At 64.6% G+C, this 21092-nt stretch carries 17 protein-coding genes; 14 read left to right on the forward strand and 3 right to left on the reverse strand.

Annotated features, from left to right (window positions below; genetic code table 11):
• The first annotated feature begins 264 nt into the window (after positions 1-264).
• From ASB58_RS15865 to dkgB, 14 genes are all read left to right on the forward strand, one after another.
• A complete protein-coding gene (locus ASB58_RS15865; RefSeq protein WP_118131587.1) occupies positions 265-951 on the forward strand; it encodes a thermostable hemolysin in 687 nt (228 codons plus the stop codon).
• Positions 938-2398: an AMP-binding protein gene (locus tag ASB58_RS15870; protein WP_118131588.1), complete on the forward strand. Its 1461-nt coding sequence runs from the start codon at positions 938-940 to the stop codon at positions 2396-2398. Before ASB58_RS15865 ends, ASB58_RS15870 begins: the two co-directional genes overlap by 14 nt.
• Positions 2395-3078, forward strand: a complete 684-nt coding sequence (locus tag ASB58_RS15875; protein WP_104736760.1) for an iron-containing redox enzyme family protein — start codon at positions 2395-2397, stop codon at positions 3076-3078. The genes ASB58_RS15870 and ASB58_RS15875 overlap by 4 nt, the downstream gene beginning before the upstream one ends.
• Positions 3062-3868, forward strand: coding sequence for an SDR family oxidoreductase (locus ASB58_RS15880; RefSeq protein ID WP_104736759.1), 807 nt, complete (start codon positions 3062-3064; stop codon positions 3866-3868). The genes ASB58_RS15875 and ASB58_RS15880 overlap by 17 nt, the downstream gene beginning before the upstream one ends.
• A 2-nt stretch (positions 3869-3870) precedes the next feature.
• On the forward strand, positions 3871-4500 hold the full coding sequence (locus ASB58_RS15885) for a tetratricopeptide repeat protein (RefSeq protein ID WP_118131589.1): 630 nt from the start codon (positions 3871-3873) through the stop codon (positions 4498-4500).
• 3 nt (positions 4501-4503) lie between these two features.
• Positions 4504-5166, forward strand: a complete 663-nt coding sequence (locus ASB58_RS15890; RefSeq protein ID WP_104736757.1) for a response regulator — start codon at positions 4504-4506, stop codon at positions 5164-5166.
• Complete coding sequence (locus ASB58_RS15895; RefSeq protein ID WP_118131590.1) at positions 5163-6536, forward strand: ATP-binding protein; 1374 nt, start codon at positions 5163-5165, stop codon at positions 6534-6536. The genes ASB58_RS15890 and ASB58_RS15895 overlap by 4 nt, the downstream gene beginning before the upstream one ends.
• 101 nt (positions 6537-6637) lie before the next feature.
• Positions 6638-7411, forward strand: coding sequence for an SDR family NAD(P)-dependent oxidoreductase (locus ASB58_RS15900; RefSeq protein ID WP_118131591.1), 774 nt, complete (start codon positions 6638-6640; stop codon positions 7409-7411).
• 76 nt (positions 7412-7487) lie between these two features.
• Positions 7488-11867, forward strand: a complete 4380-nt coding sequence (locus tag ASB58_RS15905) for a PAS domain-containing protein (protein ID WP_118131592.1) — start codon at positions 7488-7490, stop codon at positions 11865-11867.
• Positions 11868-11888: 21 nt separating this feature from the next.
• Positions 11889-13499, forward strand: coding sequence for an ATP-binding protein (locus ASB58_RS15910; RefSeq protein ID WP_118131593.1), 1611 nt, complete (start codon positions 11889-11891; stop codon positions 13497-13499).
• Positions 13500-13551: 52 nt separating this feature from the next.
• Positions 13552-13938: a response regulator gene (locus ASB58_RS15915; RefSeq protein WP_118131594.1), complete on the forward strand. Its 387-nt coding sequence runs from the start codon at positions 13552-13554 to the stop codon at positions 13936-13938.
• A complete protein-coding gene (locus ASB58_RS15920) occupies positions 13931-15556 on the forward strand; it encodes a diguanylate cyclase (RefSeq protein ID WP_118131595.1) in 1626 nt (541 codons plus the stop codon). The genes ASB58_RS15915 and ASB58_RS15920 overlap by 8 nt, the downstream gene beginning before the upstream one ends.
• A complete protein-coding gene (locus ASB58_RS15925) occupies positions 15553-16710 on the forward strand; it encodes a response regulator (protein ID WP_118131596.1) in 1158 nt (385 codons plus the stop codon). The genes ASB58_RS15920 and ASB58_RS15925 overlap by 4 nt, the downstream gene beginning before the upstream one ends.
• 165 nt (positions 16711-16875) lie before the next feature.
• Positions 16876-17694, forward strand: coding sequence for a 2,5-didehydrogluconate reductase DkgB (gene dkgB, locus ASB58_RS15930; protein ID WP_118131597.1), 819 nt, complete (start codon positions 16876-16878; stop codon positions 17692-17694).
• A 41-nt stretch (positions 17695-17735) separates the two neighbouring features.
• Here dkgB and ASB58_RS15935 read toward each other — a convergent pair whose 3' ends face one another.
• The 3 genes from ASB58_RS15935 to guaD all read right to left on the reverse strand — a co-directional run bounded on the left by ASB58_RS15935 (position 17736) and on the right by guaD (position 21091).
• Positions 17736-18383, reverse strand: a complete 648-nt coding sequence (locus ASB58_RS15935) for a glycine-rich domain-containing protein (RefSeq protein WP_118131598.1) — start codon at positions 18381-18383, stop codon at positions 17736-17738.
• Positions 18384-18507: 124 nt separating this feature from the next.
• Complete coding sequence (locus ASB58_RS15940; protein WP_118131599.1) at positions 18508-19749, reverse strand: urate hydroxylase PuuD; 1242 nt, start codon at positions 19747-19749, stop codon at positions 18508-18510.
• Positions 19730-21091 (reverse strand): guanine deaminase, encoded by a 1362-nt coding sequence (gene guaD / locus ASB58_RS15945; protein WP_181977958.1) that lies wholly within the window; start codon positions 21089-21091, stop codon positions 19730-19732. The genes ASB58_RS15940 and guaD overlap by 20 nt, the downstream gene beginning before the upstream one ends.
• Between the last annotated feature and the right edge of the window lies 1 nt (position 21092).

The following is a 21092-nucleotide window of genomic DNA, read 5'->3' on the forward strand; positions in this document are numbered from 1 at the left end:
CCCGCGTAAACGGGAGGAAAGCCGGTGCCCACTCGACCATGTGTTTGGAAATCAAAACGTCACCCGACCAGCCTCATCAAACTTGAAATCAATAACCACGTCATCCCCGCGCAGGCGGGGATCCATCACTGTGCCCAGCGTCTCGGTGGATTCCCGCCTGCGCGGAAATGACGAAAATTCAGCAAGCATCGATCAATAGGGCTTCGCTTAAGCCGATCTTAAGATTCGCCCGCCATTCTCCTCCCCAACATGAGGAGGAATGCCATGTCACAGACCCCGGTTCCACAGGCTCGGCAGCTCGCCCGCCTGGGCGATGACGCCACCCTGCTGCACGCACCCCAGCATTCCGACTGCCGACTGCGGTCACGGCTGGAGCACTTTATTCACGATTGCTTTGCCGTCACCTACGGTGCCGACGTCCAACAATTCATGCCGGAACTGCTGGGCCTGTGCCAACTGGGCGAACTACGCGCCGGTGTCGGCATGCGCGGCGGTGCTGAAGGCCCGCTGTTTCTCGAACACTATCTGGATCAGCCGGTGTGCGACGCCATTCGCCAGCACACGGACCTGCCGGTGCATCGTGAGCGGGTTGTCGAGGTCGGCAATCTGGCCGCGCTGGCACCCGGCGCGGGCCGTCTGCTGATCATCGCACTGACCCACTACCTGGCAACCAGCGGATACACCTGGGTGGTCTTCACCGGTACGCCGATGCTGCTCAACAGCTTCCAGCGCCTGACCCTGAGCCCGATTGACCTGGGCCCGGCCGACCCGCTGCGCCTTGGCGAGGCTCGCTTGGAGTGGGGCAGCTACTACGCCACACAACCCCGCGTGATGGCCGGTTACATCCCCGAAGGCTTCAACCAGCTGCAGCGTCGGGGTCTGTTCGAGCGCATGCGCTACCAACCCGATTACCTGCAAACTGGCCCGGAGATCGCCAATGATTGCGCCTGACGTACTCTGGCACAGCCTCGACCGCTTCGCGGCTGAGCGCCCCAACAAGCTCGCGCTGAGCGACGAGCAGGGCAGCATCAGCTACGCCGAGCTGCCCGCCGAGATCCAGCGCCGCGCCGAACATCTGCGCGCCGTCGGCTGCCGCTGCGTTGCACTGGCCCTGCCCAACGGCCGCGAGTGGCTGCTGTGGGATCTGGCGATTCTCAAGGCCGGCCTGACCTGCGTGCCGATTGCGCCGTTCTTCACCCGCCAGCAACGCGCGCATCTGCTGACCAGTGCCGGGGTGGATACCGTGCTGGGCATGGCTGACGACGCCGCAGAGCTGCAACCGTTGGGATTTGCCGCCACGTCACTGGGCTGGCAGCGGGCACCGATCAGCGTCGGCATCCCGGCCGGCACCGCCAAGATCACCTTTACCTCCGGCACCACCGGGACGCCCAAGGGCGTCTGCCTGTCTGCCGAAGCCATGCTGCAGGTCGCCGACAGCCTGCGTGAGGCCTGCTCGCCGGTTGATCCCCAACAGCACCTGATTCTGCTGCCGCTGGCCGTGCTGCTGGACAACCTGGGCGCCATCACCGCGCTGCTCAACGGCGCCAGCATCAGCGTACCGACCGACACCGGCCTGCAGGGCGCGCAAATCAACGCGCCACGCCTGCTCAGCGTGTTGCTGCAAAGCCAGCCGCATAGCCTGATTCTGGTCCCGCAGTTGCTGCAGGGGCTGTTGCAGGCAGCTGATGCGGGCGCGCCGCTGCCACGCAGCCTGCGCTTTATCGCGGTTGGCGGCGGTCGGGTTGCACCGTCACTGTTGGAGCGGGCGGCCAAACACGGTCTGCCGGTGTTTGAGGGTTACGGCCTGTCCGAGTGCGCCTCGGTGGTCTGCCTCAATCGCCCCGACCACAACCGCCCGGGCACGGTCGGCCAGCCGCTGCCGCACGTACAGATTCGCTTGGCCGACGACGGCGAGATCATGGTCCGCGGTGCCCGCGCGCTGGGTTATCTCGGCGAGCCGCCGCTGACCGTCGACGAATGGCCGACCGGTGATATCGGCAAACTGGAGGACGGCTACCTGAGCATTCTCGGCCGCAAGAAGAACCAGTTCATCACCGCCTACGGCCGCAACGTCAACCCCGAATGGGTCGAGGCCGAGGTCGCCGCCCATCCAGCCATTGCCCAGGTCCTGGTCTACGGCGAAGCCCTGCCGGTCAACGTGGCACTGATCGTGCCGCGCAGCCCGGCCTTCCGCGTAACCGACATAGAAGAGGCGATTGCCCAGGCCAACAGCCGCCTGCCCGACTACGCCCGCATCGGCCCCTGGCTGACCGCCAGCGAACCCTTCACCCCAGACAACGGCCTGCTGACCAGCAATGGTCGCCTGCGCCGTGAGCAGATCATTGAACACTATCGTCCGGCCCTGTTGGGCCTGCTGACCGAGGACATTGCGCTATGACTTTCTTTGAGCAACTGCAAACCGAAACCACCAGTGAGCGCGAATACCTGTTCAGTTCGCCGCTGATCCAGGCCGCCCTGCGCGGCGAGGTGCAACGCCACAGCTACATCGCCTTTCTCGCCCAGGCCTTCCATCACGTACGCCACACCGTGCCACTGCTGATGGCCTGCGGCTCGCGATTGGACAGTGACCACGAATGGGTGCGCGAAGCCATGGCCGAGTACATCGAGGAGGAAATCGGCCATCAGGAGTGGATTCTCAACGACATCCGCGCCTGCGGTGGCGACGCCGAGGCGGTCCGCCACAGCACGCCGGCGCTGGCCACCGAGCTGATGGTCAGCACCATGTACGACCGTATCAACCGACTCAATCCGATGTCGATGCTGGGCATGGTGTTCGTGCTGGAAGGCACCAGCATCGCGCTGGCTACCCAGGCTGCCGGCAGCCTGAAAGAAGGTCTCGGACTGCCGCCGCAGGCGTTCAGCTACCTGACCTCGCACGGCTCGCTGGACCTGGAGCACATGAAGTTCTTCGAGCAACTGGTCAATCGCATCGACAACGACGCCGACCGCACCGCGGTACTGCACACCGCCAAGGTGATCTATCGGCTCTACGCCGAGATGTTCCGCAGCCTGCCCGGCTCGGTTGAAGAGGAGGTGCGCCATGCAGCTGTCAGCTAGTCGCGTGCTGCTGACCGGTGCGACCGGCGGCATGGGCCGCGCCATCGTAGCCGCGCTCTGCGCGCGGGGAGCGCAGGTGCTGGTCGTCGGCCGCCAGGATCAGGCGCTGCAGGCGCTGGTCGAACGCAACCCGTCCCAGGTCAGTTGCTTGCAGGCAGACCTGCGCCGCCCGGCCGACCGCGCCAGCGTGCTGCGCCAGGCCCAGCAGTTGGGCAACATCAACCTGCTGATCAACGCCGCCGGCATCAATCATTTCGGCCTGTTCGAGAACATGCAGGAGCAGGCCATCAACGACCTGATCGAGACCAATCTGACTGCCACCCTGCAGCTGACCCACGCTCTGCTGCCGCTGCTGCGCAGCCAGCCGCAGAGCTGCGTAGTCAATATCGGCTCGACCTTCGGGTCCATCGGCTACCCCGGCTTCAGCGTCTACTGCGCTACCAAGTTCGCCCTGCGCGGTTTTTCCGAAGCGCTGCGCCGGGAGCTGGCCGATACCAACGTGGGCGTGCTCTACATCGCTCCGCGGGCGACCCGCACCGAGATGAACAACGCCGCAGTGGAAGCCATGAACGCCGAACTGCAGGTCAGCATGGACAGCCCCGAACTGGTCGCCGAGCGCTTGGTTCAGGCGCTGGATGCCGATCTGCGCGAGGTCCATCTGGGCTTTCCTGAGCGACTGTTCGTACGCCTCAACGGCCTGCTACCGCGACTGGTCGACAAGGCCCTGCGCCGCCAGTTGCCGACTATCCGCCATTACGCCACACCTTCTGTTCACACCAAGGAGCACTGATCATGTCCATCTGGGTTCGTTATCTTCTCGCCGGTCTGCTGGCCACGTTCAGCCTGAGCACCTTTGCCGCCGATATCGCTCCGCTGCAAAAACGCTGGGCAGAAATTCAGTATCAGTTGCCGGAAAATCAGAAAGCCGATGCCTTCGAAGCACTCGCAGCCGAGGCCGAACAGGCCCTGGCAGAGGAACCGGACAGTGCGCCACTGCTGATCTGGCGCGGCATCATTCTCAGCAGTTGGGCCGGCGCTGAAGGCGGGCTCGGCGCGCTGGGCAAGGTGAAGGAGGCCAAGAGCCTGTTCGAACACGCTTTGCAGGTTGATCCCCAGGCCCTGCAGGGCTCGGCCTATACCAGTCTGGGAGCACTCTACTATCAAGTGCCCGGCTGGCCGATCGGCTTTGGCGACGACGAGCAGGCCGAGACGTTGCTGCAACAGGCACTGGTGCTGAATCCGGACGGCATCGACAGCAATTTCTTCTGGGCCGATTACCTGATCGACCAGAAGCGCTATGCTGAAGCCCGCAGCGCACTGCTCAAGGCGCAGGGCGCTGCACCGCGCCCGGACCGTCCGCTGGCCGACGAAGGCCGCCAGGCTGAAATCCGCGCCCGACTGGACAAAATCGCCAACAGGTAATACATGCGACTGCTGCTGGTAGAAGACGATACCTCCCTCGCCGAGGGCATCCTGACCTCGCTCAAGGGCGAGGGCTATACCCTAGACTGGCTGCAGGACGGCGCCAGCGCGCTGCACGCCCTGAGCAGCGAGCCCTTTGATCTGGCCATCCTCGATCTGGGCTTGCCGCGGATGGACGGCCTGCAGGTACTGCGTGAGTTGCGTGACCGCCATCAGGCCGTACCGGTGCTGGTGCTGACCGCCCGCGATGGCGTGCAGGACCGCATCGCCGGCCTGGATGCCGGCGCCGACGACTACCTGATCAAGCCCTTCGACAGCGCCGAGTTGAAGGCCCGCATCCGTGCCTTGCTGCGACGCAGCGCCGGGCGCGCCGAGCCACTCATCCAACTGCGCGGGGTTACCCTCGACCCGCAGAGCCAGCAGGTCACGTTTGAGGGCCGCAACGTCAACCTGTCACGCAAGGAGTTCGTGCTGCTGCATGAACTCATGGCCCAGCCCGACCGGGTACTGACCCGCGACCGGCTGGAGCAGTCGCTGTATGGCTGGAATGAAGAAGTCGACAGCAACACCCTGGAAGTCCACATCCATCACCTGCGACGCAAGCTGTTCAGCGGACTGATCCGCACGCTACGCGGCGTCGGCTACATGATAGAACGCGACGCATGAAATCCATCCGCAAGCGCATCCTGATTCGGGTGCTCGGGCTACTGCTGGTCGGCACCCTGATCATGGGCTGGGCCAGCCATCATGATTCTACCCATGAGGTAGAAGAACTGTTCGACGCCCAACTCGGTCAGAGTGCGCGGGTGCTGATCGGGCTGCTGGGAGCCTCGCAGGGCCAGATTCCGACCGAACAGCTGGCCCAGGCGCTGCTGGAAACCACCGGCGAGCACCCCAAGCTCGGCCACCGCTATGAAAGCAAGCTGGCGTTTCAGGTCCGCGACGCCAACGGCACCGTGATTGCCCGCTCCTTCAACGTGCCGCAGCTGACTGATGCCGACTGGCAACCGGGTTTTGCCGACCTGCAACAGGAAACGTACCGGTGGCGCGGCTACGTGCTCGAGTCACCGGACAGCGCTCTGGCGGTCTGGGTCGGTGAGCGCAGCGATGTGCGCGGCGAACTGGTCGACAAGATCGTGCGCGGCACCCTGGTCCCCGATCTGCTCGGCATCCCGCTGATGATGCTGCTGGTCTGGTTCGCCATCGGCTCCGGACTCAAGCCCCTCGACCAGCTGGCCCAGCTGATCCGCCTGCGCGAACCGAACAGCCTGCAACCGATCGTACTGGGTGACCTGCCCGCCGAACTGGAACCGGTGCAAGCCGCGCTCAATCGCATGCTGGAGCAGTTGCACCAGTTGCTGGCCCGCGAGCAGCGCTTTATTGCCGATGCGGCCCACGAACTGCGCACCCCACTGGCAGTCCTGAAGATTCACACGGAAAACGCCATGCAGGCCACTGACCCGGGCGAGCGCGAACAGGCACTGCAGCACCTGCGGCAGGGGGTCGAACGGGCCACCCGACTGATCTCGCAAATGCTGACACTCGCCCGGCTGGCCGATGATCAGCAGCGCCAGCGCAGCCCGGTCGCCTTGCTGGAAAGCTGCCGCGATGAAGTCGCCGAACTGCTGCCACTGGCGTTGCGGCGCAATCAGGAGCTGGAGCTGATCAGCGACAACGGCCTGCCTGACAAGGTCGATATGGAGCCGGGCAGCCTGAGTACGTTGCTGCAGAACCTGGTTGGCAATGCCATCCAGCACGCGCCGGACGGTGGCCGGGTACTGGTCAGCCTGCAACGCCGAGCCGATCAGTTGCTCTTGCGGGTCGAAGACAGCGGTGACGGCGTACCCGAGGGTGACCGCGAGCGCCTGCTGGAGCGCTTTCATACCCAAGGTAACAGTCAGGGTGCCGGGCTGGGCCTGTCCATCGTGCAGCGCATCATCGAGCGTCACCAGGGCAGTCTGTTGCTCGGTGACAGTCCACTCGGCGGCCTGCTGGTGCAGGCCAGCTTCCCGCTCGGCACACCCGTGTCCGGCTGATCGTGCGTCATCACACGGGCAGCACGCACTGGTATCAAGGGATCAGTTGGCCGATACTCGGGCGCGTTCAAGATGCCCAATAACAACAGGAGATCCGACCCATGACCACCTCGCGCTTCGATCTGACCGGCAAGACTGCCCTGATTACCGGTGCCTCCAGCGGTCTCGGTGCCCACTTCGCCCGCGTACTGGCTGCCGCTGGCGCACGCGTGGTGCTGGCCGCCCGCCGCGCCGATCGCCTGTCGGCGCTGGTGGACGAGCTCAAGCAACAGGGGCATGAGGCGATGGCGGTCACCATGGACGTGACCGACGCCGACAGCGTTGACGCCGGCTTCAGCGCCGCCGAGCAGGCCTTCGGCGTGTGCGACATTCTGGTCAACAACGCCGGCATTGGCGATCCAGTGCCCTTCCTGGACATGGACGAAGGCAACTGGCGCAGCATGCTCGACACCAACCTGGACGGTGCCTGGCGCGTCGCCCACCGCGGCTGCAAGGCGATGGCCGGCAGCGGCCAGGGCGGCAGCGTGATCAACATTGCCTCGATTCTCGGCCTGCGCGTCGGCAAGGCGCTGGCCCACTACGCCGTCGCCAAGGCCGGCGTGGTGCAGCTGACCAAGGCCATGGCGATGGAACTGGCCAAGAACGGTATCCGCGTCAACGCCATTGCCCCCGGCTACTTCCGCACCGAAATGAATTCTGACTACTTCGATACCGAGCATGGCCAGACCTACGTGCGCAGCAAGGTCCCGATGGGCCGCCTGGGGCTGCTCGACGAACTCGATGGCCCGCTGCTGCTGCTCGCCAGCGAGGCGGGCTCGTTCATGACCGGCACCATCATCAATGTGGATGGCGGCCACGTAAACAACAGCCTCTGAAAAGCCCCGCCGGCGGCTGGCTCACAGCCGACCAAACCGCTATGGTCAAGGGTGCAGCTTCTGCCAGCGAGTCCAGATGACAGCACCCATGACCACACCCGAGCACACCCGCAACGGACGCATTGCCCTGCCCTTGGGCATGCTGCTGTTGACGCTGTGTTTTCTCTACCTGGGTATCAGTGCCTGGCAGGAACGCGACCGTACCTGGCGCGCGCAGCAATACGGCCGGGCCGAAGCGGCACTGCGTGACCTGCAGCAGGAACAGCAATCCCTGCGCCTGCAGGCTCGCATCGCCGCTTTCAGTCTCAGCGAGGACCCGGACACCCTTCGTCTGCTGCGCCGCATCAGCTATCTGGTCAGACTGCATGGCCTGCAAGATCCGGAAGTTGCGCGCCTGCGCAGCCAGTTGCAGGACGACCTGGGCGGCTTCTGGCAACTACTGCAGCAGGCCGGTGCCAAGGAACTGCAGATTCACCTGGCACCCGATGGCGTGGCGCTGCTGCGCATGCAACGCCCGGAGCGTTGGGCCGACCCGCAGGACGCCCGGCGCTCATTGCTGCGCCGCAGCCAGCAAGAGGGCGCGACAGTCGACGGCTTGGCGCTCTATCCAGAAGGAGCCAGCGAGAGCGCAGTGGTCCCGGTGTTTGCCAGCCAGGCACCCAACAGCCGGGTGATCGCCACCTTGCAGGTCGGCTTTTCGGTCTTTGCCCAGCACCGTGACGATGGCCAACAGGCACTGGCACTGCTGGTACGACCCGCCAACAAGCTCGCCAGCACGCTGCCCAGCGTGCAAACTGACCGTTGGCTGCTGGCCGACAGCCCCGGGCCAGTCAAGCTCGATGTTCTGCGCCGGGCCGCCCAGGCCCTGAACGGTGCCAACGGCCCACAACTGTTCAGGCACGATGATCGCGTCTGGCTGGCCGACCTGTTGCCACGGGCCGCGTACCGGGTTGAACCCAGTGCCGGACTCGACGACGCCGCTGTGCTGCTGTGGCGCGACATCAGCGACGCCTACGCCGACCACCGCAACGCCTTGCTGAGCCAGGCCGGCAAGTGGCTGCTGGCCTGGCTGGTCGCCATAACCCTGTTCACCCTGCTGTTGCTCTACAGTCGCAACACTGCTCGGCGGCAAATGGCCCAGCACGCTGAGGCCATCGATGCGCAAAGTCAGCGCCGCGAGCGCGATCGCCGCCTGCTGGAGATCATCAGCCGCTCCCAGTCGGACTACATCCAGCAGAATGACTTCGGCAACGGGCTGCAGCACCTGCTGGAACAGATTCTCGCCCTGACCCACTTTACCCGCGCCGACTTCCTGCAGCTGCAGCCAGACGGCGACGGCAACCAGCGCCTGCACACGCTGAGCAGCACCAGCAGCGAGCCCCTGCCCGAAGCGCTGCAGCCCGGCCTGCAGCGGGTGCTGCGCGACGCTCACCCCGAGCAGACCACCGCCAACCCGGACAAAGGCGCCCCCAGGAGCCTGATGCTGCCGCTGATCTTCGCCGGTCGGCAGCTGGGGGTGCTGCTGCTGTCCGGCGACGAGCACCCCAGAGACCCGGCGCTACGCAGTTTTCTTGCCCCGCTGCAGACAGCACTCGGCCAACTGCTGCACGCCCAGCGCCAGCAGCAGGACAACGAGGCCATGCACCAGCGCCTCGAACGCCAGCGTCAGGCACTGCGGCAGCTCAACCGGCTGGCCGCCGACCCGGGTCTGAGCTTGCAGCAACGGCTGGTGCAGCTGCTGGATCTGGGCTGTGACTATCTGCGCCTGGACCTCGGCTTGGTCAGCCACATCCAGGACGACCGCTATCGTGTCGAGGCTGCCAGCAGCACGGGGGATACGCCGCCTGTCGGCAGCCTGTTCGACTTCTCCCAGACCTACTGCAGCCTGACCTGGCAAGCCAGCGATGTGCTGGCCATCGACCGTATGGGCCAGTCGCGTTTCAGCGGCCACCCCTGCTATAGCCAGTTCGGCCTGGAAAGCTATATCGGCGTGGCCCTGATCGTTGGTGGCCAGCGCTTTGGCACACTCAACTTTTCCAGCGCCAGCCCGCGCAGCCAGCGCTTTGATGAAGCCGATACCGACTTTGTCCGCCTGTGCGGGCGCTGGTGCGCCGGCCTGCTGGAGCAGGCTGCCGCCCAGCAGCAACGCGAGGCGCTGTTGCAGCGCTTCCACAAGCTGACCCTGCACCTGCCCGGCATGGTCTATCAGTATCAGGTCGATAGCAGCGGACACAGTTGGTTTCCGTACGCCAGTGCGGGCATCGCCAATATCTATGACCTGACGCCCGAGCAGGCCGCACTGGACGCGCAACCGGCGATTGACCTGATCCACCCCGACGACTGGCCGCAAGTACAGGCAGATATCCAGCGCTCCAGTATCGAGCGTTCCGAATGGCGTTCCGAGTACCGTGTGCGCCACCCCAGGCTGGGCGACATCTGGGTGGCCGGCTACGCCAGTCCGGAGCGACTGGAGAATGGCAATCTGGTCTGGCACGGGTTTATTGCCGACATCAGCGAGCGCAAGCAGATCGAACAGCGGCTGAACGAGGAGCGCGCGCGGCTGGCGCGGATCATTGATGCCACCCATGTCGGCACCTGGGAATGGCGCCTGGACGACAACACGTTAGAAGCCAGCCTGCGCTGGTACCAGATGCTTGGCTATTCGCCCGAGGAGTTGGCACCGCTGTCTATCGACACCTGGACCAACCTGATGCACCCGAACGATGTGCCGAGCATCCGCGCGCAGCTGTACGCCCACCTGCGCGGTGGCAGTGACCACCTGAGCTACCTGTGCCGCGCACGGCATCGCGATGGCCGCTGGATCTGGGTACAGAGTCAGGGCCAGGTGACCGAACGGGACGCGGCAGGACGCGCCCTGGCCATGAGCGGCATTCACAGCGACGTCAGCGCCGAAGTGCGCGCCAGCGAAGAGGTGCGCGAAGCACGTACCTATCTGAGCGCCGTGATCAACGCGTCCACCGAAGTGGCCATTATCGCCACCGACCCGGACGGCGTGATTACCCTGTTCAACAGCGGTGCACAGCGACTGCTGGGCTACAGCAGCGAGGAGGTAGTCGGCAGCGCCACGCCAATGCAGTTCCACCTGCCAAGCGAGCTAGCCGCACGCAGCAGTCAGCTCAGCGCCAGCAGCGGACAGCCGATCGAAGGCCTGGATATCTTTCTGCACGAGCCTCGCCAGGGCAAGTCCGATGTACGCGCCTGGACCTATGTGCGCAAGGACGGCCGTGAACGCCAGGTGCGCCTGACGGTCACCCGCATTGCCGACGACAACGGCCAGTTGATCGGCTTTCTCGGCATGGCCAGCGATATCACCGAGCTGATCTATACCAGCCGGGCGCTGGCAAACAGCGAGTCACGCTATCGCGGCATGGTCAGCAACCTGCCTGGCGCGGTCTATCGTTGTCACGCCAACGAGAGCTGGACCATGTCCTACATGAGCCAGGAAATCGAGCGTATCAGCGGCTACCCGGCAAGCGACTTTATCAACAACGCCCGGCGCAGCTACGCCAGCATTATTGTCCCCGAGGATCTGCCTCTCACTCTGCAGTGCCTGGCACTGACGCCGGACAACCCCAGCTTCGAACTCAATTACCGACTTATCCACGCCGACGGCCATCAGGTTCAGGTGCGCGAGAAGGGGCGCGGCGAGTTTGCCGCCGACGGCCAGCTGCTGGGCTTTGACGGCTTTATCTGGGACGCCACCGAGCAGGCCCGCGTGGAGCAAATGAAGAGCCAGTTTGTATCGACCGTCAGCCATGAACTGCGCACACCGCTGACCGCCATCATCGGCTCGCTCAAATTGCTCCACGGCGGCGCCCTGGGCCAGCTACCCGACAACATGCAGGGCCTGCTGGGCATCGCCGTGCAAAACAGCGAAAACCTGCACCGGTTGATCAACGACCTGCTGGACATGGACAAACTGGACGCCGGCAAGCTGCAGATTGAGCTTGTCCGCCAGCCGCTTGAGCCGCTGCTGCAACGGGCACTGCAGCTGAATCAAAGCTACGCCGCGCAGTACGGTGTGCAGCAGCAGTTGGGCCAGGTGGATGCGGTCGAGGTCAACGTGGATGCGCAGCGCCTGGGGCAGGTGCTGGCCAACTACCTGTCCAATGCAGCCAAGTTCTCCAATGCCGGCGACGCCATCACCCTGAGCGCCGTGGCAGAGAACGGCTGGGTAGAGATCAGCGTGGAGGACCGGGGTATCGGCATACCCGAGCAGGAGCAGCCGCGGATCTTTGACAAGTTTTTCCAGGTCGACAGCTCCAACACGCGCAAGCGCGCCGGCTCCGGCCTCGGGTTGGCCATCAGCCGCGAGCTGGCTCGCCGCATGGGCGGCGATGTCGGTTTTGTATCGACCGCCGGTGTCGGCTCGCGCTTCTGGATCCGCCTGCCCCTGGCCGACGTCGCCGCAGACGACCTGCGGCAGCTACACTGACGGGCAAGCCAAGGAGTCTATGTGAGCGACCACCAGAACACCGCAGACTACAGGGAAGCACGCCGGCTGGAAGCCTTGGCGCGGCTGCAGATTCTGGATACACCCAGCGAGCAGGCGTTTGACGACCTGACCGAGCTGGCCGCGCGCTGGCTCGACACGCCCATTGCACTGGTGTCGCTGGTCGATGATCAGCGCCAGTGGTTCAAGAGCCGCGTCGGTCTGGCGGCCGAACAGACACCCCGCGAGCTGGCATTCTGCGCCCATGCCATTCAGGCAGCTGGGCTGTTCGAGGTGCCCGACGCCGCCCGGGATGAGCGGTTTTGCGACAATCCGCTGGTCACCGGCGAACCCAACATCCGCTTTTACGCCGGTATGCCGATCGCCAGCCCGGACGGCGAGCTGGTCGGCACCCTGTGCGTCATCGACCGCATGCCGCGGCAACTGAGCGCCAGCCAGCAGGATACCCTGCGCCGTCTGGCGCGCATCGCCGAGTTTCAGCTGCAACTGCGCCTGAGCCTGCTAGACAGCGAAGACCGCGCACTGGAACTGGAGCACCAGGAGGCACTGAACCAGCGCCTGCTTGGCTCGCTCAAGGCCGGCGTGGTGGCCTGCGATGATGCCGGCAACCTGAGTCTGTTCAACAGCGTCGCCCAGCGCTGGCATGGTACCGATGTCATGAAGCTGGCCGCCGCCGAATGGAGCCGCTACTACGACCTGTATCAAGCCAACGGCACAACCCCGCTGCCGAGCGACGCCGTCCCGCTGCTGCGCGCCTGGCGCGGCGAGCCGGTGGAAAATATCGAGATCTGCATTGGCGCTGTCGGCCAGCCCATGCGCCACGTACTCTGCAGCGGCGGCCAGTTGAACCCGGAGCGCGGCGGTCCGGGCGCCGCCATCGTGGTGATGCACGACATCACGGAAATTCGCCGGGCCAGCGACCTGAAAAGCCAGTTTCTGGCCACCGTCAGCCATGAACTGCGCACCCCGCTAACGGCCATCAGCGGCGCCATCGGCCTGCTACGCAGCGGTGCCACCGGCAGTCTGCCGCCAGCCAGTGAACGCCTGCTGCGGATCGCCCAGGAGAACAGCCAGCGCCTGAGCGAACTGATCAACGACCTGCTGGACATGGAAAAGCTCGAAGCGGGCCAGTTAGACCTGCAGCTGAAGCCGCAGCTGCTGCGCCCGATCGTGCAACAGGCGCTGGAGATCAACCAGCCGTACGCGGCGCGCTATCAGGTAAGCTGGCAACTGGAGCCCGGCAGTGCTGACCCCATGGTGCGCGTCGATGAACGACGGCTGCAGCAGGTGCTCAGTAACTACCTGTCCAATGCGGCCAAATTTTCCCATGCCGGCGGGCTGATTCAGGTCCAGCTGCTCATCGAGGGTGACGAGGTTGAGGTACAGGTCGTCGATCAGGGCATCGGTATCGCCGAAGAACAACAGCCCCTGCTGTTCAACAAGTTTATCCAGCTGGACAACAGCAATGCACGCCAGCGTGGCGGAACCGGGTTGGGGCTGGCAATCTGCAAGGAACTGGTGGAACGCATGGACGGACAAGTCGGTGTCCGTTCGCGTGAAGGGGCAGGGTCGTGTTTCTGGTTCCGCCTGCCCTTGAGCCGGGCCGTGCTGTGAGGCGCAACACCCCAGCATGGCCAACTATCCACATTCAGGAGACAGGCATTAGATGACCGCACTTGAACGCATCATGCATATCGAAGACGACCCATCCATCCAGGAGGTCGCCCGCGTCGCCCTGGAAGTCGTTGGCGGCTTCACCGTGCGCAGCTGCGATTCCGGCGCCGCCGGTGTTGCCGCCGCCGACAGCTTCGCGCCGCAACTGGTCCTGCTGGACGTGATGATGCCTGGCATGGACGGCCCGCAAACCCTGACAGAACTACGTAAACTGCCGGTCATGGAAGGCGTACCGGTGATCTTCATGACCGCCAAGGCGCAAACCCAGGAAGTCACCGCCTATCGGGCGCTCGGCGCCGCCGGTGTCATCATCAAACCCTTCGACCCGATGACACTATCCGAGCAGATACGCGCCATCTGGGAGCAGCAGCATGGCTGATAACCCTCAACTGCAGGCGCAGCTGGCCGCCATTGAGGCGCGTTTTCGACAACGCCTTGACGACGAGCTGGACACATTGAACGACCTCTGCGCCCAGCTGCACGACGATCCCAGCGCCCTGCGCAGCCTGCGCGACCGTCTGCACAAACTGGCCGGCTCCGCCGGTACCTTCGGTTACGGCGAGCTGGGCAGAGTGGCCCGTCAGCTCGAACAGCAAGCGCAAACCCAGCTTGACGCCAAGCAACCGGACGCAGCCGTGCTCACCGACCTGAGCAGCGCCGGCGCGCAACTGCGCCCCCTGTTAAAGCGCGACGAGCAGCGCCAAGCCCAACCCCAGCAACTGGACGCCGGCATCAGCGACGAAGACCGCCATCGCCACGTTGGCCTGCTGATCGAGGAAGACGATCTTGCCAGCCAAATGACCCAGACACTCGACAGCTTCGGCTATCAGGTCACCCGTCTGGCGTCACCCGAGGCACTGCATACAGCGGCCCAACTGGATGCCCTGATCATCGACACCAGTCCGCCAGGCAGTCGCCTGCTGAGCCACCCGGTATTCCAGCAGGCGCCCGGCCAACTGCCGCCGCTGCTGATCATCAGTTCCCTCGACACCTTCAGCAGCCGGCTGCAGGCGGTGCGCGCCGGTGCAGTGGGATTCTTCACCAAACCGGTCGACCTGCCACTGCTGGAACGCCGGCTGGAACGCGGCTTCAGCAGCCAGCAGGGCGGCCCTTTCCGCGTACTTATTGTCGACGACGATACCGAACTGACCGCCCGCTACCAGCTGGTGCTCAGCAACGCCGGTATCCGGGTAGACACCGTCTCCGACGCCAACCTGCTACTGGACAAGATGCACAAGTTCATCCCTGAAGTCGTGCTGATGGACCTGAACATGCCCGAGTACAGCGGCCCGGAGCTGGCCCAGGTGATCCGTCTGGACGATGACTGGCTGCGGGTGCCGATTGTCTACCTGTCTGCCGAAACCAATGCCGAGCGCCAGATGTCGGCCCTGCTCAAGGCCGGCGATGACTTTATCACCAAGCCGATCAGCGACAGCACCCTGCTGACCACGGTCTATGCCCGAGCCCAGCGCGCACGGATGGTCAGCGACGCGCTCGCCCGCGACAGCCTGACCGGCCTGCTCAAGCACGCCGATATCAAGGAGCAACTGGAGCTGGAGGCGGAGCGCGCCAAGCGCTCCCACGCACCGGTCAGCGTGGCGATGATCGATATCGACCACTTCAAGAACGTCAACGATAGCTACGGCCACGCCTGCGGCGACAACGTCATCCGCGCCCTCTCGAACATGCTGCGTCAGCGCCTGCGCAAGGTGGATCGGCTGGGGCGATACGGCGGCGAGGAGTTCGTCGCGGTGCTACCCGGCTGCAACAGCGACGACGCCTATCAATTGCTGGAAAGTATCCGCGAAGCGTTCAACGCTCTGCAGTTTTCCTCGGGCGGGCAGCAATTTCACTGCAGTTTCAGCGCCGGCATCAGTGCCTGTGAGGCAGACGCCTGGGCCGACGAAGAGCTGCTTGAGCGCGCCGACCGCGCGCTTTACCGAGCCAAACAGAGCGGCCGGAATCGGCTGTGTCGTGACGACGGAGTGCCTGATTGAAGGTATTGATTGTCGAGGATGACCCCTGGATTGCCGAGCTGTTCAGCCTGGTGATTCGCGACCTGGATGCCAACACGGATGTAACCCTGTTCGCCAGCGCCGTCGCAGCACACAACTATCTGCGCGATACCACCCCGGACCTGCTGATCGCCGACCTCAACCTGCCAGACGGCAGCGGGCTGGATGTCGTGCGTACGCTGGCGCGCAAGGCGCCCGCCAGCCTGAGGCTGCTGACCACTGCCAACATCAGTCGCCAGCTGGTGCTGGACGCCCGCGCTGCGGGCATAACCGAGTTCATCGCCAAGCCATTCAAAGTCGATAACCTGCGCGGCCGCCTCGCGCGCCTATTCAGCACAGAGCTGACGGCAACCGCCGACATGGCCAGCATTGGCGATCTGCCGAGCTTTCTTCAGGCCCGTCTGCAGAGCCCACTGCGCCTGGCCTGGAGCACACCAGCGCGCCAGCAGCAGGCCGCCGCCAGCGCTGCTCAACTGGACCGCGCCGGCTTTATCCAGTTGGCTGAGGCCGAGCCGCTGCTCACCGTTGTGGCTCTTAACCGGGCCAATCGCCAGCTGGAGCGCGGACGCGACACCTGCCTGAGCCCAGAGGATGCCTGGGAGCGCCTGGGCCAGACCGCCTGCCGCGAGCTGGTGCAACGCCTGGCACAGGCTCGTATAGCGCTGGAGCACCCGCTGCTGCAGCAACTGGCGAGCGACCTGGCTGGCCAACAGCAACGCCTCGGCGAGGCGCTAACCCGGCTGGGCGCAGAACGCACAATACCCGCCGGCGCGCTGCGCACTACCCTCACCTGCAGCCGCCTGGGTGAGCTGGCGGTTATCAGCGCGATCCAGCACTTTCTCAACTACGGTCAGCAGGCCGACGAGGCCAGCATGCGTGAGCTGATCAACCAGCACGCCTCGGCCTTCGGCAACAGCATCAAGATCCAGCAGCAGCTCCCCTTCCTGCTGCGCGAACTGACCGGCGCACTCTTTCATCTCCCCGCCACAGGCCTGCGCAAGGATCGCATCCTGCTGCGCATCGCCGCACTGGAAACCGGCTTTGCCAGCCCGGAGCCGGCCCAGCTTGAGCAATTGCGGAGACTGATCAAGCTGAGCGCTACAGCCGCTGTCGACATCCTGCCCGCTGACGCCTGAATGGCGCAGCGTCTGGTCCCGCGGAATTATTGGAGCTCATACCGGTCTCTTGCATAGCATCCTGATTGGCGCGCCGGCTGCGCTGGCTGGCCTCTGCGCCGGCCCTCATTGGCTGAAGCAGCACTACGGCCGCGCCGCAAACCTCACCATCGAGAGGACCGCACGATGAATTCAGACGTTGACAGCAGCATCCCTTCGATTGGCCTGGGCACCTTTCGCCTCAAGGGCGAGGATGCCTACAACGCTGTGCGCACCGCGCTCAAGCTGGGCTACCGGCATATCGACACCGCGCAGATCTACGACAACGAGCAGGACGTGGGCCGCGCCATCGCCGATAGCGGCCTGCCCCGTGAAGAGGTGTTCGTCACCACCAAGATCTGGACCGACAACTTCGCCGAGGGCAAGCTGATCCCCAGCCTGCGCGAGAGCCTGGACAAACTGCAATTGGAGCAGGTGGATCTGACCCTGATCCATTGGCCATCGCCCGGCGGCGCGGTACCCATGCAGGTGTACCTGAACCAGTTGATGGAGGCCCGCGAGCAAGGTCTGACACGACTGACCGGGGTATCCAACTTCACCATCGACCTGCTCAACGAAGCATTCGAGCTGGTCGGGCCGGATAACATCGCCACCAACCAGGTGGAGATTCACCCCTTCCTGCAGAACCGCAAACTGGTCGACTTTGCCCGCGAAGAAAACCTGCACCTGACCGCTTACATGCCACTGGCCGTCGGCAAGGTGATGCAGGATGAAACCCTCGACCGCATCGCCGAGGAGCACGGCGCCACCCCCCCGCAGGTAGCCATGGCCTGGCTGATGCAGCAAGGCATCGCGGTGATTCCGTCCTCCACCAAGCGTCTGCATCTGGAGAGCAACCTGGAAGCGGAGCGCGTGCGCCTGAGCGCCGATGACCTCAATTTTATTGCACGTCTCGATGCCGGCGGGCGCATCGCCAACCCGGACTTCGCCCCCGAGTGGGACTGATCCCTGCACGCAGCCCCCACCTGCTGGTGGGGGCAGACAGGTCAGTCACCGCCCCCGCCGCAACCACCATCGCCGCCGGACGAATCACCTCCGCAGCCCCCGCCACACCCCGAGCTGCAGCCGATATGGCCGGCACAATAGTCATCACCCGGTGATCGCTTGCAGTCGAGCGCGTAGCGAAACCCGTCGGCAATATTGAGCTGCGCATCAATGGCAAACAGCAGCGGCAGACGATGCGCCGCACGCGGCCGCATGCCCTCACGCAGGCACGACAGCCGCCAGGCCGTCTTGATACCGACCTGGGCGCTGGTGGGCGAGCGCATGGCTTCAGCCGGGGTATGGTGCAGGAAGCGGCCAAGCGCCTTGCCGCAGAAATGCTCGTACTTGCGGGTAAACAGGATGAACTCGTGCCAGGCGACGTCCACGGCCTGGGATGGCATCGAGACCATGCGCCGACCGGCCATGTTGCACAGGTGGAAATACTCACGCAGCCCCTGCATGACCCGCATCACCTCGGCGTCGCTCAGGTGCGGATAGGTCTTGCCGACTTTCGCCGCAATTGATTCGGGAAAACGGTAGCTGTCGATCAACCGCTCGCGTCGGGCCTGGCGTGCCTTGCGGTAGGCCATATACAGCACAAACAGCACAATCGCCGCCAGTGCCAGGGAAATAAGGTTGTCAGCGCGCATACAATGGTCCGTCCTTGTCCACAGGATGACCGCAGCATAACCGATGCACGCAGCCTGTAGCGGCTCTGGCTACTCAAGGGTACAAGGTGGCCGAGGCTTTAGCCTCCACCACCTTGCCATCCCCTCAGCGATTCTCCTGCAGCCAGCGGCCCAGCACGCTGCGTTCTTCATCGTTCATGCCGCTCATATTGCCCAGCGGCATGTAATGCGTCGCTACCGCCGCCTGGTAGACCTTGTCGCCGTACTGCTTCAGGTGTTCCAGGCTGTCCAGGACGATGCCGGCCGGCGGGGCCTGGAAGGCCGGGCTGGTCGGCTTGGCGGCGTGGCAGGCCTGACAGTGGGTGGCCAACAGCTGGCTGATCTCGGCGTTGGTCACCGGAGTCGGTGCCGCCGCAGCGCCTTCACTGTCGGTCTGCGCCGAGCCGTGACTGTGGGTCGCCACGGTAGAAGGGGCGCTCGGCGCCATGGCCCAGATCAGGGCGACGGTGGCCAGCGCGCTGACAACCAGAATCGACGGCTTGAACTGGCCCTGATTGCGCAGGTTGAAGAAGTGCCGCGCGTAGGCCGTGATCGCACCGATCGCCGCCAGCGCCAGCCAGCCGTGGGCATGGGCATAGAACATCGGGTAGTGGTTGCTGATCATGATGAACAGCACCGGCAGGGTCAGGTAGTTGTTGTGACGCGAGCGCAGCATGGCGCGCTGGGCCAGCATGACGACCTCTTCACCCGGTTTCTCGCCACGGGCCACCGCATTCACCAGCGCGCGCTGGGCCGGCACGATGCCGAGGAAGACGTTGGCGACCATGATGGTGCCGATCACCGCGCCGACATGGATGTAGGCACCACGACCGGCAAACACCTGATACAGACCGAAGGCAACCGCCACCAGAATCAGATAGAGCACCACGCCGAAGGCCATGCCGTTACGCGACAGTGGGCTGCGAATCAGCGCCTCGTAGATCACCATCACACCAAGCAGGGTGCTGATACCGATAGCCATCGCGCCGGCGGCGCTGAGATCCAGCTTGCTCGGGTCGATCAGGTAACCGGGGTTACCGAGGTAGTAGACCACGAACAACAGCGCCAGACCGCTCATCAGGGTGCTGTAGGCCTCCCACTTGAACCAGTGCAGGTCAGTCGGCATCTGTTCGGGGCCGACTTCGTACTTGGCCACCTCGTAGAAACCACCACCGTGAATGGCCCAGAGGTCACCCTTGATGCCTTTTTGCTTTTTCCACGCTGGCGGCTCACGCAGGTTGTTGTCGAGCCAGACGAAGTAGAACGAGGCGCCAATCCAGGCAACCCCGGCAATCACGTGAAACCAGCGGATGATCAGGCTGAGCCAATCAGACAGATAGACCAGCATGGGCTGCTCCTTGTACGGCGGCGCGGTCGTACCGGCATTGGCCGGCGATGTAGGTGCGACGGATGCTGCGATCGTCGCCGAGGATCATCAGGTCGAACAGAATGCCCGACAGATCGCGCTCGGCGCTGTGTTTGAGTTGCTGAATCGGGCTGGCGGCGCGGTCGATGATCAAAAAGTCCGCCATCTTGCCAGGTGCCAGGTTGCCGGTCTCGGCCTCCTGATGCAGCACCTTGGCGTTGCCGAGGGTCGCCATGTAGAAGGCCTGGAACGGGTTGAGGCTCTGCCCGCGCAGCTGGCAGACCTTGTAGGCCTCGGCCATGGTGACCAGCATCGACAGGCTGGTGCCGCCGCCGACATCCGACGCCAGACCGACCTCGACATTCGCCGCGCGGGCGCTGGCCAGATCGAACAGGCCGCTGCCGAGGAAGGTGTTGGAGGTCGGGCAGAAGGCGATGCGGGTGCCGGTTTCGGCCAGCCGGGCGCGGTCGGCATCGTCGATATGAATGCCGTGCGCCAGCACGCTGCGCGGGCCAAGCAGGCCAAAGTGGTCGTAAACGTCCAGATAGCTGGCGCGGTCCGGGAACAGCTCGGCAATCCAGGCGATCTCGGCCTTGTTCTCGGCCCAGTGGGTCTGCATCAACAGGCCCTCGGCCTCGGTCATCAGCTTGCCGGCGTAGGTCAGCTGCGCATGGGTCGAGGTCGCGGCAAAACGCGGGGTCACGGCGTAGCGCTGACGGCCGGTACCGTGCCAACGGGCGATCAGCTCGCGGCTCTCCTCATAGCTGGCCTCGGCGGTGTCGCGCACGCCGTCCGGGGCGTTGCAGTCCATCATCACCCGGCCGGTGGTAATTGCCATGTTGTAGTCGTGCGCAGCGCTGAACAGCGCTTCACTGGCGACCTTGTGCGAGGTGCTGAACACCAGCGCCGAGGTGGTGCCGTGCGCCAGCAGCAGGTCGAGGAAGACCTTGGACTGCTTGGCCGACCAGTCGGCATCGGCAAAGCGCGATTCGGTCGGGAAGGTGTAGGTTTCCAGCCACTCCAGCAGCTGGGTGCCGTAACTGGCCATCACCGCCAGCTGCGGCATGTGTACGTGGGTGTCGATCATGCCGGGCATGATCAGCCCCTCCGGCGAATGCTCGACCGGGGTGCCTGCGGGAAGGGTCGGCAACAGCTCGGCGGCGTCACCGACCGCCTGAACCCGGCCATCAGCAACCACCAGCAAGCCGTCGGTGAAGTAGCTGTAACTGGCCGGATCGGGCGTGCCGAGGCCCGGTTCGGACAAAAAGTGCAGCAGCGGGCCGCGGAAGGCCGACACGCCGACGGCATCAGAGTTGGTCGTCATC

This window comes from Pseudomonas abyssi (assembly GCF_003444685.1).
Classification (GTDB): Bacteria; Pseudomonadota; Gammaproteobacteria; order Pseudomonadales; family Pseudomonadaceae; genus Halopseudomonas; species Halopseudomonas abyssi.